General features: G+C 42.4%; 13 protein-coding genes and 1 tRNA gene. 13 read left to right on the forward strand and 1 reads right to left on the reverse strand.

The genetic code is table 11. From position 1 onward, the window contains the following. From AC1M9F_RS07900 to AC1M9F_RS07950, 11 genes are all read left to right on the forward strand, one after another. The coding region (locus AC1M9F_RS07900) for an elongation factor Tu (RefSeq protein ID WP_481597492.1) at positions 1 to 857 on the forward strand (857 nt) is incomplete at its 5' end. Positions 858 to 904: 47 nt separating this feature from the next. Next, positions 905 to 980 (forward strand) — tRNA-Trp (locus AC1M9F_RS07905). A 77-nt stretch (positions 981 to 1,057) separates the two neighbouring features. Next, positions 1,058 to 1,498, forward strand: coding sequence for a preprotein translocase subunit SecE (secE, locus tag AC1M9F_RS07910; RefSeq protein ID WP_035265936.1), 441 nt, complete (start codon positions 1,058 to 1,060; stop codon positions 1,496 to 1,498). A gap of 7 nt (positions 1,499 to 1,505) precedes the next feature. After that, complete coding sequence (nusG, locus tag AC1M9F_RS07915) at positions 1,506 to 2,039, forward strand: transcription termination/antitermination protein NusG (protein WP_035265938.1); 534 nt, start codon at positions 1,506 to 1,508, stop codon at positions 2,037 to 2,039. A 115-nt stretch (positions 2,040 to 2,154) separates the two neighbouring features. After that, complete coding sequence (rplK, locus tag AC1M9F_RS07920) at positions 2,155 to 2,583, forward strand: 50S ribosomal protein L11 (RefSeq protein ID WP_004813566.1); 429 nt, start codon at positions 2,155 to 2,157, stop codon at positions 2,581 to 2,583. Positions 2,584 to 2,586: 3 nt separating this feature from the next. After that, positions 2,587 to 3,282 carry a 50S ribosomal protein L1 gene (rplA, locus tag AC1M9F_RS07925; RefSeq protein WP_035265940.1) on the forward strand — a complete coding sequence of 232 codons (696 nt, stop codon included), beginning with the start codon at positions 2,587 to 2,589 and terminating at the stop codon, positions 3,280 to 3,282. A 301-nt stretch (positions 3,283 to 3,583) separates the two neighbouring features. Then, positions 3,584 to 4,090, forward strand: a complete 507-nt coding sequence (gene rplJ / locus AC1M9F_RS07930; protein ID WP_035265941.1) for a 50S ribosomal protein L10 — start codon at positions 3,584 to 3,586, stop codon at positions 4,088 to 4,090. Between the two features lie 51 nt (positions 4,091 to 4,141). After that, a complete protein-coding gene (gene rplL / locus AC1M9F_RS07935; protein ID WP_035265942.1) occupies positions 4,142 to 4,513 on the forward strand; it encodes a 50S ribosomal protein L7/L12 in 372 nt (123 codons plus the stop codon). 305 nt (positions 4,514 to 4,818) lie between these two features. After that, on the forward strand, positions 4,819 to 8,907 hold the full coding sequence (rpoB, locus tag AC1M9F_RS07940) for a DNA-directed RNA polymerase subunit beta (RefSeq protein ID WP_481590119.1): 4,089 nt from the start codon (positions 4,819 to 4,821) through the stop codon (positions 8,905 to 8,907). A 174-nt stretch (positions 8,908 to 9,081) separates the two neighbouring features. Further along, positions 9,082 to 13,275 (forward strand): DNA-directed RNA polymerase subunit beta', encoded by a 4,194-nt coding sequence (gene rpoC / locus AC1M9F_RS07945; RefSeq protein WP_035265945.1) that lies wholly within the window; start codon positions 9,082 to 9,084, stop codon positions 13,273 to 13,275. 197 nt (positions 13,276 to 13,472) lie between these two features. Continuing rightward, positions 13,473 to 13,829 carry a hypothetical protein gene (locus AC1M9F_RS07950; protein ID WP_035265949.1) on the forward strand — a complete coding sequence of 119 codons (357 nt, stop codon included), beginning with the start codon at positions 13,473 to 13,475 and terminating at the stop codon, positions 13,827 to 13,829. Positions 13,830 to 13,890: 61 nt separating this feature from the next. Here the strand turns inward: AC1M9F_RS07950 and AC1M9F_RS07955 are convergent, their stop codons facing one another. Next, a complete protein-coding gene (locus AC1M9F_RS07955) occupies positions 13,891 to 14,379 on the reverse strand; it encodes a DUF4442 domain-containing protein (RefSeq protein WP_035265952.1) in 489 nt (162 codons plus the stop codon). Positions 14,380 to 14,503: 124 nt separating this feature from the next. Between AC1M9F_RS07955 and AC1M9F_RS07960 the strand changes: the two genes are divergently transcribed. Continuing rightward, a complete protein-coding gene (locus AC1M9F_RS07960) occupies positions 14,504 to 15,382 on the forward strand; it encodes an alpha/beta fold hydrolase (protein ID WP_481587408.1) in 879 nt (292 codons plus the stop codon). Positions 15,383 to 15,474: 92 nt separating this feature from the next. Further along, a complete protein-coding gene (locus tag AC1M9F_RS07965; RefSeq protein ID WP_481597493.1) occupies positions 15,475 to 16,845 on the forward strand; it encodes a Na+/H+ antiporter family protein in 1,371 nt (456 codons plus the stop codon). Positions 16,846 to 16,865: the final 20 nt, after the last annotated feature.

Consider the following 16,865-nt stretch of genomic DNA (forward strand, 5'->3'; position numbering starts at 1 on the left):
CAATGCCACAAACTCGTGAACACATCCTTCTTTCTCGCCAAGTAGGTGTTCCATACATCGTTGTATTCTTAAACAAATGTGACCTTGTAGACGACGAAGAGCTTCTTGAGCTGGTTGAAATGGAAGTTCGTGAACTTCTTTCTACTTATGACTTCCCAGGTGATGACACTCCAGTTATCCGTGGTTCTGCTCTTGCTGCACTTAACGGTGAAGCTGGTCAGTTCGGTGAAGATGCAGTTGTTGCTCTTGTTGAAGCGCTTGACACTTACATCCCAGAGCCAGAGCGTGCTATTGATAAAGCATTCTTAATGCCAATCGAAGATGTATTCTCTATTTCTGGTCGTGGTACAGTAGTAACTGGCCGTGTAGAAGCTGGTATCGTGAAAGTAGGCGAAGAAGTTGAAATCGTAGGTATCAAAGACACAGTTAAAACTACAGTAACTGGCGTTGAAATGTTCCGTAAACTTCTAGACGAAGGTCGTGCGGGCGAGAACTGTGGTATCTTATTACGTGGTACTAAGCGTGAAGACGTACAACGTGGTCAAGTACTTTCTAAACCAGGTGCGATCAAGCCACACACTAAATTCGATGCAGAAGTATACGTACTTTCTAAAGAAGAAGGTGGTCGTCATACTCCATTCCTTAACGGTTACCGTCCACAGTTCTACTTCCGTACAACTGACGTAACTGGCGCGATTCAATTGCAAGAAGGCGTTGAAATGGTTATGCCTGGTGACAACGTAGAAATGTCAGTAGAATTAATCCACCCAATCGCAATGGACCCAGGTCTACGTTTTGCGATCCGTGAAGGTGGTCGTACAGTTGGTGCTGGTGTTGTTGCTAAAGTAACTGCATAATAGAAGTACAAACGAAAACCGAGAGTTTCGATTCTCGGTTTTGTTATAGGTCAGTAGTTCAATTGGTAGAGCGTCGGTCTCCAAAACCGAATGTTGGGGGTTCGAGTCCCTCCTGGCCTGCCAAATTATTTTTGATAAAAAGCTTGATGCTGGCTAAACTGGTCATATAATAAGTCGCGAATTCAACGACGAGTACAAAAATGTCGAATGATAAATCGCGTGACGCATTAAGCGACGCGCCAATTCCTCAAAGAAACAATTCCGCTGAAGTCGTTAAATCTGGTTCACCAGTTGACGTGATTTTATGGATTATTGCATTGGCATTACTTGCTGGTGCACTTATGGTAAATCAACATCTTCCAGCATATTGGGTTCCCGCAAACAATATTTGGGTGCGTGTTGGGGTAATTTTGGCTTGTATCGTTGTGGCTTTAGGTTTATTATACGCCACCCATCAAGGCAAAGGCTTTGTTCGTTTGTTGAAAGACTCGCGCATTGAACTGCGTCGAGTGATTTGGCCAACAAAGCAAGAAACAGTAACTGCATCATGGCAAGTGTTACTTGTTGTTGTAATCACCGCTATTGGTTTATGGTGTTTTGATTACATTATTAGTTGGTTGATGAAGTTTATTATCGGGTAAAAGAGCTATGAAACGTTGGTACATTATTCATGCCTATTCAGGTTATGAAAAACAAGTGATGCGTTCGCTTAATGATCGAATCCAGCGTAGCGCTGTTGCCGATAGCTTTGGTGAAGTCCTTGTTCCTACCGAAGAAGTGGTGGAAATGAAGGATGGTAAGAAACGTAAGTCAGAGCGTAAATTCTTTCCAGGCTATGTGTTAGTTGAAATGGAAATGAATGACGATACTTGGCACATTGTTAAAGAATGTCCAAAAGTACTCGGATTTATTGGTGGTACGGCAGAAAAGCCTGCTCCAATTACGCAAAAAGAAGCTGACGCGATTCTTGCACGTGTACGCAATACTGGCGAAGCACCTCGTCCTAAGACAATGTTCGAGCCAGGCGAAGAATTATTGGTTACTGATGGTCCATTCACAGACTTTAAAGGTGTGGTGGAAGAAGTTCAGTACGAAAAGTCACGCTTAACGTTGACGATTAATGTATTTAATCGACCAACTCAAGTTGAATTGGAATTTCGCCAAGTCGAAAAAACAATTTAATCTGAATTGGTTGAAAACGCCCGATTTTATTAATCGGGCATTGTTGTTGTAACGGTATCGTTACTTGTAAATATTGGGGAGCCTTAATCGGCGTTTGTACCCAGAGGTAATTGAAATGGCTAAGAAGATTGACGGCTATATCAAGCTGCAAGTTCCAGCTGGTAAAGCGAATCCATCTCCACCAATCGGTCCTGCACTAGGTCAACGTGGTGTAAACATCATGGCATTCTGTAAAGAATTCAATGCTGCTACACAAAAACTTGAAGCTGGTCTTCCGATTCCTGTAGTGATCACTGTGTACAACGACAAGTCGTTCACATTTATCATGAAAACTCCACCTGCTGCTATTCTGCTTAAGAAAGCTGCTGGTATCCAAAAGGGTTCAGCTGTACCTAACAAAACTAAAGTTGGTAAGTTGACTCGTGCTCAATTAGAAGAGATCGCGACTACTAAAGAACCAGATTTAACTGGTGCTGACTTAGACGCGCGTGTACGTACCATTGCTGGTTCTGCACGTTCTATGGGCTTGGAAGTGGAGCTTTAAGACATGGCTAAATTAACTAAACGTCAAAAAGCGATTGCAGCTGCTGTAGAAGCGAACAAAGTTTATACTTTGGAAGAAGCTGTAGCAGTACTTTCTAGCCTTCCAGCTGCTAAATTCAAAGAATCTTTGGATGTAGCTGTAAATCTAGGTGTTGATCCTCGTAAATCTGACCAAGTTGTTCGTGGCGCGACTACACTTCCTGCAGGTACTGGTAAAACTGTACGTGTAGCTGTGTTTGCTCAAGGCGCTGCTGCTGAAGCTGCTAAAGCTGAAGGTGCGGACGTAGTTGGTTTTGATGACCTTGCTGAAAGCATTCAAGCGGGTAACCTTGACTTTGACGTAGTGATTGCTGCTCCAGATGCAATGCGCGTTGTAGGTAAGTTAGGTACAATCCTTGGTCCACGTGGCTTAATGCCAAACCCTAAAGTGGGTACTGTAACTCCTGACGTAGCAACTGCAGTTAAAAATGCAAAAGCTGGTCAAGCACGTTACCGTGTAGACAAAGCGGGTATCATCCATGCTGCGATCGGTCAAGTAGGTTTCACTGCTGAAGCTGTTCGTCAAAACGTTGAAGCTCTTGTAGCTGACCTTAAGAAAGCAAAACCTGCAACTTCTAAAGGTGTTTATATCAAAAAGATCACTTTAAGCTCAACTATGGGTCCTGGTCTTACTATTGATGTAACTAACGTTTCTAACTAAGTTTAACTTAGACAGAATTTTAAAGCCCTGAGTAAGATTTGAAGCGCTGCTTCAAATCTTACGCAAGATACCGGTTTTGGATTTCTTGCGAACTTAGGCAAACTTTGAATTGGTAAATGAGAATTTATCAGCGTCAAAGACCTCAGGCGAGGGGAGTTTTATGCTTCGCTCTTAATATTCCAGCCTGCGTAGACGCGGTGGTGTGATTTAGTTCATCCTCCGCGTGTTGACTCAGTGATGAGTTAACGAACTGGGAGTGTACTTCGCGTGAGTACATAAATCACCGTTAGGAGGTTTTACAATGGCTCTTCTTATCGAAGACAAAAAACAGATCGTAGCTGAAGTTAACGCTGTTGCTTCTACTGCTTTCACTGCTGTTGTTGCTGACTACCAAGGTTTAACTGTTGAGCAATTAACTGCTCTTCGTGTTGAAGCTCGTAAACTAGGTGTTACTACACGTATCGTGCGTAATACTTTAGCTAAACGTGCTCTTCAAGATACTCAGTTCGATATCTTGAACGACAACCTTGTTGGCCCAACAATTTTAGCTTTCTCGACTTCTGAAGACGACATGGGCGCAGCTGCTCGTTTGTTTGAAGAATTTGCTAAAACTAATAAAGCATTTGAACTTAAAGCTGCTGCATTCGATGGCAAGGTTTATCAAGGTGCTGAAGTTAGCGTAATCGCGAACCTTCCGAACCAAGAAAAAGCGCTTACTATGCTTGCAAATGTTCTTCAAGCTCCTATTTCGAAATTGGGTCGCCTTATTACTGCGCTCAAAGAGAAAAACGAGTCAGAAGCTGCTTAAGCTTAATAAATCAATTTCCACACCATTCAATATCCATTTGGAGTTATTCTCATGGCTTTAACTAACGAAGAAATCTTAAACGCAGTTGCTGAAAAAACTGTTCTTGAACTTGTTGAACTTATCTCTGCTTTTGAAGAGAAATTCAATGTATCTGCTGCTGCTGTAGCTGTAGCTGCTGCTCCAGGTGCTGGCGCTGCTGCTGCTGAAGAACAAACTGAATTCAACGTAGAGTTGACTTCTTTCGGTGCTAACAAAGTTGCTGTAATTAAAGCAGTTCGTGAAGCAACTGGTCTTGGTCTTAAAGAAGCTAAAGATTTAGTTGAAGGCGCTCCAGCTCTTCTTAAAGAAGGTGTTTCTAAAGAAGAAGCTGAAGAACTTAAGAAGAAACTTGAAGAAGCTGGTGCTCAAGTTACTGTTAAGTAATTTCGCCATGGGGTCAATATTAATTTGACCCCAAAAATTGGCTGATGGCTCTTGGGTCATCAGCCTTTTTGCGTTACAATTATCGGCTCGATTTTTGTTAACTTGGTGTAAAAATCATCAATACTAACTATAATTGAATAAAATCAAACGCTTACCAATATTTTTCCATGTTTAAAAATATTGTTAAGCGTTTTAATACCACTGAACATTGCAGCATTTGAACAAAGTGGTGGTCATATCGACCTGCGTAATTCCTTCTAGACCCGTTCTGCAGGCGGGTTTAGTTTACTTTCCGAGGACTCCAGATGGCATACTCATATACCGAAAAGAAACGGATCCGTAAGAATTTTGGTAAATTGCCCCAAGTGATGGATGCTCCGTACCTGCTCGCGATTCAAGTCGACTCGTACAGAACGTTCCTTCAAGATGGCAAAACACCAAAAAACCGCGAAGATATCGGTCTCCAAGCCGCATTTCGTTCAGTTTTTCCAATTGAAAGTTATTCTGGGAATGCTGCTTTAGAATTCGTTGAGTATAGCCTTGGTAAACCAGAGTTTGACGTTCGCGAATGTATTCTTCGTGGCTCAACTTATGCGGCACCAATGCGCGTAAAAATTCGTTTGATCATTAAAGATCGCGAAACGAAATCAATTAAAGACGTACGTGAACAAGAAGTGTACATGGGTGAAATGCCACTTATGACACAGAATGGTACGTTCGTGATCAATGGTACTGAGCGTGTAATCGTATCTCAATTACATCGTTCACCTGGTGTGTTCTTTGATCATGACAAGGGTAAGACGCATTCAAGTGGTAAGGTGCTTTATTCAGCACGTATCATTCCTTACCGTGGTTCATGGTTAGACTTTGAGTTTGATGCTAAAGATTTAGTATACGTTCGTATTGACCGTCGTCGTAAGTTACTTGCGACTGTGATTCTTCGTGCCTTGAACTATACAAACGAACAAATTCTAGACATGTTCTATGAAAAGGTTCCTGTATATCTAGACATGGGCAGCTATCAAATTGACTTGGTTCCAGAGCGTCTGCGTGGCGAGATGGCACAATTTGATATCACAGACAATGACGGTAAGACAATCGTTGAGCAAGGTAAACGTATTAATGCGCGTCATGTTCGTCAAATGGAAGCTGCAGGCTTAACTAAACTTCCAGTACCTGATGAATATTTATATGAGCGTATTACTGCTGAAGATATTACATTACACAATGGTGATGTGATTGCTGCAAACACGGTTCTTAGCCATGAAGTGATGGTTAAAATCGCTGAAGGCGGCGTTAAGCAATTTAACGTACTTTATACCAATGACATCGATCGTGGTTCATTCGTAGCTGATTCATTACGTGCTGATACGACTTCTGGTCGTGAAGAAGCGCTTGTAGAAATTTACAAGGTAATGCGTCCAGGTGAGCCACCAACGAAAGAAGCTGCAGAAAACTTATTCAATAACTTATTCTTCTCTTCTGAACGTTATGACTTATCACCAGTTGGTCGTATGAAGTTCAACCGTCGTTTGGGTCGTCCTTACGAAGTGGGTACAGATCAGAAGTCACGTGAAGTTGAAGGTATTCTTTCAAACGATGACATCATTGACGTATTAAAAACGCTGGTTGAAATCCGTAACGGTAAAGGTGAAGTCGATGATATCGACCACCTAGGTAACCGTCGCGTACGTTCTGTTGGCGAAATGACAGAAAACCAATTCCGTGTTGGTCTAGTTCGTGTTGAACGTGCTGTGAAAGAGCGTTTATCACAAGCAGAGACAGATAACTTGTCTCCACAAGACTTGATCAATGCAAAACCAGTAGCGGCTGCAATCAAAGAATTCTTTGGTTCAAGTCAGTTATCTCAGTTCATGGATCAAAACAACCCATTGTCTGAAATTACACACAAACGTCGTGTATCAGCATTAGGTCCAGGTGGTTTAACACGTGAACGTGCGGGCTTCGAAGTACGTGACGTACATCAAACTCACTACGGTCGTGTTTGTCCAATTGAAACGCCTGAAGGTCCAAACATTGGTTTGATCAACTCATTATCTGTATATGCGAAAGCGAATAGCTTTGGTTTCTTAGAAACTCCATATCGTAAAGTTGTTGATGGTCGTGTAACGGATGAAGTTGAATATTTATCAGCAATTGAAGAAGTAGGTACTGTGATTGCACAGGCCGATTCTCAATTGGATAAAGATGGCAACTTAACAGAAGAGTTCGTATCTGTTCGTCACCAAGGTGACTTCGTACGTATGCCGCCAGAAAAAGTAACGCACATGGACGTATCTGCTCAGCAGGTTGTTTCTGTGGCTGCGTCACTGATTCCATTCCTTGAACACGATGATGCGAACCGTGCATTGATGGGTTCAAACATGCAACGTCAGGCTGTTCCTACGCTGATTGCTGACAAGCCTCTTGTTGGTACAGGTATGGAAGCGAACGTGGCGCATGACTCAGGCGTGTGTGTGATCGCGAAACGTGGCGGGCGTATTGAATACGTAGATGCATCTCGTGTCGTTATTCGTGTGAATGAAGATGAAATGGTTGCGGGTGAAGCAGGTGTAGATATCTACAACTTGATTAAGTACACACGTTCAAACCAAAACACATGTATTAACCAAAAAGTGCTTGTGAACCTAGGCGACAAAGTTGGTCGTGGTGATGTACTTGCTGATGGTCCATCAACTGATGGCGGTGAATTGGCACTTGGTCAAAACATGCGTGTCGCGTTCATGACTTGGAACGGTTATAACTACGAAGACTCGATCTTATTATCTGAGCGTGTTCTTCAAGAAGATCGTTTGACGTCTATTCACATTCAAGAACTCTCTTGTGTCGCGCGTGATACTAAACTTGGTTCAGAAGAAATTACTGCTGATATCCCGAACGTAGGTGAGGCTGCACTTTCTAAGCTTGATGAATCAGGTATTGTCTATATCGGTGCTGAAGTAACTGCTGGCGACATCTTAGTTGGTAAAGTAACACCTAAGGGCGAAACGCAGTTGACTCCTGAAGAAAAATTGCTTCGTGCAATATTTGGTGAAAAAGCAGCTGATGTGAAAGACTCTTCACTTCGTGTTCCATCTGGTACGAAGGGTACAGTCATCGACGTTCAAGTGTTTACTCGTGATGGTATCGAGAAAGACGAACGTGCTCAAGCGATTGAAAAAGCTCAACTTGATGCATACCGTAAAGATTTGAAAGAAGAATACAAAATCTTCGAAGAAGCTGCACGTGAGCGTGTTGTACGTTTGTTGAATGGTCAAGAGTCTAATGGCGGCGGTACAACAAAACGTGGCGATAAGTTAACTGATGAAGTTCTTTCAAATCTAGAACTTGTTGATCTACTTGATATCCAACCAGTAGATGAAGGCATCGCGGAGCGTTTAACTCAAATTCAAGTATTCTTGAAAGAGAAGAGTCTTGAAATCGATGAGAAATTCGCTGAGAAAAAACGCAAGCTTTCTACAGGTGATGAGTTAACAACTGGCGTATTGAAAGTTGTTAAAGTTTACCTAGCAGTAAAACGTCGTATTCAGCCTGGTGATAAGATGGCGGGTCGTCATGGTAACAAAGGTGTTGTATCAAACATCTTGCCAGTTGAAGACATGCCACATGATGCGAATGGTGTTCCAGTAGATATCGTATTGAACCCACTAGGTGTACCTTCACGTATGAACGTGGGTCAGATTCTTGAAACTCACTTGGGTATGGCTGCGAAAGGTCTTGGTGACAAGATCGATCAAATGTTGAAAGAACAACGTACTGTACTTGAACTTCGTGAATTCTTAGACAAGATTTACAACAAAGTTGGTGGCGAGCAAGAAGATCTTGATAGCTTAACTGATGATGAAATCTTGGCACTTTCAGGCAACCTCCGTAAAGGTGTTCCACTTGCAACACCAGTATTTGACGGTGCCGAAGAAGGTCAAATCAAAGAGTTATTAGAACTATCTGGTCTTTCACGTACTGGTCAGACAGTACTGTATGATGGCCGTACTGGTGAACGTTTTGACCGTCCTGTAACTGTAGGTTACATGTACATGTTGAAATTGAACCACTTGGTTGATGACAAGATGCATGCGCGTTCTACAGGTTCTTACTCGCTTGTAACGCAACAGCCGCTTGGTGGTAAAGCACAATTCGGTGGTCAGCGTTTCGGTGAGATGGAGGTCTGGGCACTCGAAGCATATGGCGCAGCTTATACGCTTCAAGAAATGCTGACTGTGAAGTCGGATGACGTTGAGGGTCGTACCCGTATCTATAAGAACATTGTAGATGGTAACCATTATATGGACCCAGGTATGCCTGAATCGTTCAACGTATTGACCAAAGAGATCCGTTCTTTAGGTATCAACATTGAACTGAAAAATGGTGACTAATTAGTTCCATTTAATCCCCCCAGCCCCCTTTGAGAAAGGGGGAGTTCCAACTCGAAAGGGAAGGAGCTTCCTTCCTTAGAAAAATGAGGGACTGAGGGAGGATTACTCAGTTATAAAACAATATTTGTGACCCAGTTGTGAAGTGAAAATCTCCACAACACACGGAGAAAAAAATTGAAAGACTTGCTCGATATCATGCGCAAAAAGACGGATTCAGACGGTCATGCTCCTGTAGAGTTTGATCGCATCCGTATTGGTCTTGCGTCACCAGAAATGATTAAGTCATGGTCTCATGGTGAAGTTAAAAAGCCAGAGACAATTAACTATCGTACATTCAAACCTGAACGTGATGGTTTATTCTGTGCCAAAATTTTTGGTCCAGTAAAAGATTACGAATGCTTGTGTGGTAAATACAAGCGTATGAAATACAAAGGCGTCATTTGTGAAAAATGTGGCGTTGAAGTAACAACTGCGAAAGTTCGTCGTGAGCGTATGGGTCACATTGAGCTTGCTTCACCAGTTGCACACATTTGGTTCTTAAAATCACTGCCTAGCCGTATCGGTCTTCTTTTAGACATGACGCTACGTGATATCGAACGTGTATTGTATTTCGAATCTTACGTTGTGACAGATCCTGGTATGACGCCATTTGAGAAATACCAACTTCTGAATGACGAAGAATACTTCACAGCATTAGAAGAGCACGGTGATGAATTCACTGCGAAAATGGGTGCTGAAGCAGTTCAAGATTTGTTGAAAGACATCGATCTTGAAGCTGAGATTTCTCGTTTACGTGAAGAAATTCCGAATACAACTTCTGAAACGAAGCTTAAGAAAGCATCTAAGCGTTTGAAGTTAATGGAAGCGTTCAAAGAGTCGAATAACAAACCAGAATGGATGGTGTTGACTGTACTTCCAGTACTTCCACCAGATCTTCGTCCGCTTGTACCACTTGAAGGTGGTCGTTTCGCGACATCTGATTTGAACGATCTTTATCGTCGTGTGATTAACCGTAACAATCGTTTAAAGCGTCTTCTTGATCTAGCTGCTCCAGATATCATCGTACGTAACGAAAAACGTATGTTACAAGAGTCTGTAGATGCATTGTTAGATAACGGTCGTCGTGGTCGTGCAATTACTGGTTCGAACAAACGTCCTCTTAAATCTTTGGCAGACATGATCAAAGGTAAACAAGGTCGTTTCCGTCAGAACTTACTTGGTAAGCGTGTTGACTATTCTGGTCGTTCGGTAATTACTGTAGGTCCTACTTTACGTCTTCACCAATGTGGTCTTCCTAAGAAAATGGCACTTGAGTTATTCAAGCCGTTTATTTTCGCGAAATTACAAGCATCTGGCCAAGCAACTACCATTAAAGCTGCGAAGAAAATGGTTGAGCGTGAGACTCCAGAAGTTTGGGACGTTCTTGCATCTGTGATTCGTCAACATCCAGTGATGTTGAACCGTGCGCCAACACTTCACCGTTTAGGTCTTCAAGCATTTGAACCTGTATTGATCGAAGGTAAAGCGATCCGTCTACACCCACTCGTATGTGCTGCGTTCAACGCCGACTTCGATGGTGACCAAATGGCGGTACACGTTCCATTAACACTTGAAGCTCAATTAGAAGCTCGTGCGTTAATGATGTCAACGAACAACATCTTGTCTCCAGCAAACGGTGAACCAATCATCGTTCCATCGCAAGACGTTGTCTTAGGCTTGTATTACATCACGCGTGATGCAATCAATGCCAAAGGTGAAGGCATGGTGTTCGCGGATACTCACGAAGTAAACCGTGCGCTTGCAACAGGTCAAGTTGATTTACATGCTCGCGTTAAAGCTCGTGTACATCAAACTGTGATCAATGAAAATGGTGAGCGTGAGCAACAAACGATTATCGTTGATACAACGCCAGGCCGTTGTTTACTTTGGGAAGTTGTGCCAGAAGGTTTAAGCTTCGAGCAAATCAATGTTGAGATGACCAAAAAGAACATCTCTAAATTGATCAACTCTTGCTACCGTAAGCTTGGTTTGAAAGATACTGTTATTTTTGCTGACCAATTGATGTACCTCGGTTTCCGTCAAGCAACACGTTCAGGCGTGTCTGTTGGTATGGAAGACATGGTGATTCCACCTGCGAAGTATTCAATCATCGAGAAAGCTGAAGTTGAAGTTCGTGAAATTGAGCAACAGTTCGAACAAGGTTTCGTAACTGCCGGTGAACGTTATAACAAAGTTGTCGATATTTGGGCACGTACAAACGACCAAGTAGCGAAAGCGATGATGGATAACTTGTCTTACACGACTGTTAAGAACAAACAGGGCGAAGATGAGAAACAAAAATCATTCAACTCCATCTACATGATGTCTGACTCTGGTGCCCGTGGTAGTGCAGCACAGATTCGTCAGCTTGCAGGTATGCGTGGTTTGATGGCAAAACCGGATGGCTCGATTATTGAGACACCAATTAAAGCGAACTTCCGTGAAGGTTTGACAGTACTTCAGTACTTCATTTCAACACACGGTGCGCGTAAAGGTTTGGCCGATACAGCATTGAAGACAGCGAACTCGGGTTACTTGACACGTCGTCTTGTAGACGTAGCGCAAGACTTAGTGATTACTGAGCCAGATTGCGGTACTTTTGACGGTCTCGTAATGACGCCATTCATTCAAGGTGGTGATGTTATCGAGAACTTAGGTACTCGTGTGCTTGGTCGTGTATTAGCTGAAGATGCGAAGCGACCAGGTTCTGATGAAGTAGTACTGCCACGTAATACACTCATCGATGAGAAACTTGCAAACTACCTAGAAGAGCAAGGTGTCGATGAAGTTAAAGTGCGTTCAGTAGTAAACTGTGCATCTACTTTTGGTGTATGTGCGAAATGTTATGGTCGTGACCTTGCACGTGGTCACTTGGTGAATCCAGGTGAATCAGTGGGTGTAATGGCTGCTCAATCCATTGGTGAGCCAGGTACACAGTTAACGATGCGTACATTCCACGTGGGTGGTGCTGCGAGCCGAACTTCTGCTGCGAACAGTGTTCAAGTACGTAATGCAGGCTTTGTCCGTTTCCATAATGTGAAGACAGTTCAACACGCTAAAGGTCACTTAGTGTCTGTTTCTCGTTCTGGTGAGATTGGTATCACTGATGACATCGGTCGTGAGCGTGAGCGTTATAAACTTCCTTACGGTGCCTCAATCTTGATTAAAGATGGTGGTGCGGTAGAAGCTGGCGGTATTGTAGCGACTTGGGATCCGCATACGCATCCATTGGTAACAGAAGTTGCTGGTAAAGCACGTTTCAGCCAAATCGCTGATGGTGTAACTGCAACCTCGAAAACAGATGATGCAACTGGTATGACGACAGTTGAAATTTTACCTGTAACGTCTCGTCCAGCTTCTGGTAAAGACTTACGTCCAGCGATTGTATTAGATACAGTTGATGGTGGTGAACAGTTCTACTTCTTACCACAAAATACAATTGTGACTGTCCGAGATGGCGAAACAATTGGTGTGGGTGATGTAATTGGTCGTGTACCTCAAGAAACTTCACGTACTCGTGATATTACCGGTGGTCTTCCACGTGTAGCTGACTTGTTTGAAGCACGTAAGCCGAAAGAACATGCGATCCTTGCAGAAGTTTCAGGTGTTGTAAGCTTTGGTAAAGAAACTAAAGGTAAGAATCGTTTGGTGATCACACCGGATGATGGCTCAGAGATTTACGAAGAGTTAATTCCTAAGTGGCGTACGATTAACGTGTTTGAAGGTGAGCATGTTAACCGTGGTGAAACGATTTCTGATGGTCCGCAAAATCCACATGACATCTTACGTTTGAAAGGCGAAGTTGCACTTACGAACTACATCGTGAATGAAGTTCAAGACGTATATCGTCTCCAAGGTGTAAAAATCAACGATAAGCACATTGAAGTCATCGTACGTCAAATGTTGCGTAAAGTTGAGATCATCGATGGTGGTGATACAAGCTTCATCAAAGGCGAGCAAGTGGATTACATCCGTGTTGTCCAAGAAAACCAAGCAGTACTTGCTCAGAACAAGTTCCCTGCGAAGTTTGAACGTCAATTGATGGGTATCACGAAAGCTTCACTTTCTACTGACTCGTTCATTTCTGCTGCATCGTTCCAGGAAACAACACGTGTGTTAACTGAAGCTGCTGTAACAGGTAAAGAAGATGATTTACGCGGTCTAAAAGAAAACGTGGTTGTTGGTCGCTTGATCCCAGCGGGTACAGGTTTGGCTTACCACTTAGAGCGTCGTCGTCAAGAAGCAGAAGCTGCTGAACACGAATTGGTTAATGACTTCTCTGAAGTTGACCAAGCGTTCTCACAAGCATTAAATGAAGATCAGTTTTAATCTAAACTGAATTAAGAAGGCACCTACGGGTGCCTTTTTTTATTGAGTTTGATAATGTGAATTTGAGGCTAAATATCTATTTTGAAAAAAACTCTTTACAAATAGCATCATTTTCGCGTTGTCTTGTAACAGAAATTGAAAATTTTATTCTCTAGATCGCGATATGCTTATATAAATAGACAAAGAGGGACATCAAGATGAAAAAGTTAACAGCTGTCATGGCGATGGCAACCGTATCTACAATGCTACTTGCAGGTTGTGAAAGCATGACGCCGAATCAACAGCGTATTGGTGCAGCTGCTGCAGGCGGTGCACTTGGTGGTGGTGTTGGTAATAATGTTGGTGGTGGTGTTGGTGCAACGCTTGGTGGTGGTGCAGGTGCCGCTGTAGGTAGTAAAGCTCAAGGGGGCTCAGATCGTAATGCCACTTATAGTGGTGTAGGCGGTGCAATCGGGTCTGCAGTCGGTAAAAGTATTTTTGGTGGTAACTCTGGCGCTGCAATTGGTGGTGCAATTGGCGGCGGTGCAGGAGCAGCGATAGAGCAAAAGCGATAGAACAAAATAATCGTTAATTTGCTAAAGTAATAAAAAAAGCGCTCATAGAGCGCTTTTTTTATTAACGGAAACGTGTGGCTTTTGCCTTCTTGCGACGGATATACACAGTTTTGTGAACTTCTGCGATCCGTAAGCCTGATTCATCCATAATATTCACAGTATAGTTACGGTAAACAGGAGCATGATTGCTAGCGAGCTCTTTGATGAGTTGTATTTCACTGGAATCAATGCGGATATCTGCATAAACAGTGCTACGACCAGGAGTTAAAAAATCGATGCTTGCAGCCTTATCCCAAACAATATATTTATCACCTAAGTGATACATGAGTAATGTCATATAGAATGGGTCAACCATAGAATAAAGGCTACCGCCAAAGTGGACACCCACAATATTTTTATTTTTTCGTGTAAGTGGCATTTTTACACGAATATGATGATTTTTTAAGTCGATTTTATCGATAGTAATGCCTGCGCCTTGAAAGGGTGCAAAGCTATTAAACATATACTTGGAGATTAACGGAATTGTCGTTAGCTTTTTCAAAATACTCATTTAGGTCAATTATTTTTATTTCATTAGTTAGCATACTAAAGTACAAAAAATATTCTGGCATTGATCGAAAATCATCGTAGACCAAGAAAACGGTCAATCAATAACAAAAAAGGTTGAGCATATTATGCAATTTGAATCGCATTGGATTAACACCACAGATCAACAAAAACTCTATGCTAAAACATGGGGAGATCGGAATAAGCCGGCATTGGTGCTTGTGCATGGTTATCCAGACAATCAAGAAGTATGGGAACCAATCATTTCGAATTTAATCGAAGATTATTTTGTTGTAACTTATGATGTGCGTGGCGCTGGTCAATCGAGCGTACCGAAAAAGATTCGCGCTTATGCATTAGCTCAACTGTCTTTGGATTTGGAGAGTGTGGTAAATCATCTGTTGCCAAATCGAAACTTTCATGTGGCAGCACACGATTGGGGCTCAATTCAAACATGGGAATCCGTAACAGAATCTAAATTTAAAGGTCGTATTCTTTCATATACCACTATATCTGGACCATGCTTGGACCATGCTGCTTATTGGATGCGTGAACAATTCAAACATCAAAAACCAAAGTTCTTTAAGCAATTGATTAAGTCTTGGTACATCGTACTATTTCAGCTACCCGTAGTTGCACCGACGATGTGGAATTTTCTCAATCCAGATCGCTGGGGCAAAATATTTGAAATTCTTGAAGATACAAAAGGCTTACCTGTAAACCAAAATATCTCTAAGGATGGTGAGTATGGTGTGGCACTGTATCGCGCGAACTTTATTCCACGTCTAACGATGCCTCGTCAACGTCATGCGATTTGTCCCGTTCAAGCGGTGGTCTTAAAACGTGATAAATATGTAAGTCCTGAGTTGATTGATGAAATTCCAAAATGGGCGACAGGTTTTGAACGTGTTGAGGTAGATGCGAATCACTGGGCAGTTTTAAGTCGTGCACAAGAGATCGCATCGTATATTAAACAATTTGCAAAAAAAAATGCGCAAGGCGAATAGAATCTGACGAGTGAAGGTTTCAACCCCTGATGAGCAGATTTATTACAAACAAATTCTGATAAAATAGTTTTTTTGTCTGATTCCTATTTCTTATGTTTGCAATTCTTGCTGCCATTGGGGTCATGTTTGGCCTCTCTTTGGCTCGTGTGCCTGTGGTATTTGCACTGATCATTGGTGCTGTAACAGGAGGCCTATTGGCTGGTCTTGGTTTACAAGGCACTATGGAAGCGTTTAATGGTGGTTTGGGCAAGGGTGCCCAGATTGCTTTAGCTTATGGTGTACTTGGTGCATTTGCCTTAACTTTGGCTCGTTCAGGTTTGCCAGATCTTCTAGCATATAAAATGATTAATTCACTTAAAGGTGAGGCTAATCTTAAAATACAAAATCGTGTCAAATATGCCATCTTTGCAACGGTTGCAATAGCGGCTGTTTGTTCTCAAAACGTAATTCCCGTGCATATTGCTTTTATTCCTGTATTGATTCCACCATTATTGATGGTATTCAACCATTTAAAGCTTGATCGACGATTGGTTGCATGTCTACTCACATTTGGTTTATGTGCAACTTATATGTTGATCCCAGTCGGTTTTGGTGCAATTTTCCTAAATGATATTTTAGGTCAAAACATCAATACTTTTGGTGAACCACTTGGCTTCCAAATTGATTATGATCAAATCCCTTCTGCGATGGCGATTCCTGTGTTTGGGATGTTCGTAGGTTTATTAATCGCAGTGTTTTATAGCTATCGTAAACCACGAGAATATCGTGACATTCATCTCGAAGAACAACCACAAAGCATTTCGGGTGAAATGGGTGTTCAAGAAGGTTCTGCGAGACCGGAGGTTTCTAAATTTACGATTTATATGGCGGGGGGTGCTGTTTTAGCAACGCTTGCAGTGCAATTGTATTCTGATTCGATGATTTTAGCTGGTTTAGTCGGCGTGGCGATCCTAAGCTGTGCAGGTATTTTCAAGTGGAAAGAAGCTGACGATGTCATCATTACTGGTATGCGTATGATGGCACTCGTGGGTTTTATTATGATCGCAGCACAAGGTTTTGCAGCCGTGATCGGCGCTACTGGTCAGGTTCCAACGCTAGTTGAGGCTTCAGTCGCATGGATTGGTGATAGTCAAGGTTGGGCAGCATTCTGGATGTTACTCATCGGATTGTTAATTACACTAGGTATAGGATCATCATTCTCCACAGTGCCAATTCTTGCAATCATTTATGTCCCATTATGTATTCAGTTTGGTTTTAGTCCAGCAGCAACAATTGCGCTCATAGGTACTGCTGCAGCTCTAGGTGATGCAGGCTCTCCAGCTTCAGACTCGACTTTAGGACCAACATCAGGCTTGAATATGGATGGTCAACATGATCATATGAAAGACAGTGTGATTCCGACATTTATTCATTTCAATATTCCATTGATGATTTTTGGTTGGATCGCGGCAATGGTGCTATAACTATATTTAAAAAATGATTG

The sequence above is a fragment of the Acinetobacter sp. ANC_7504 genome, from assembly GCF_056779995.1.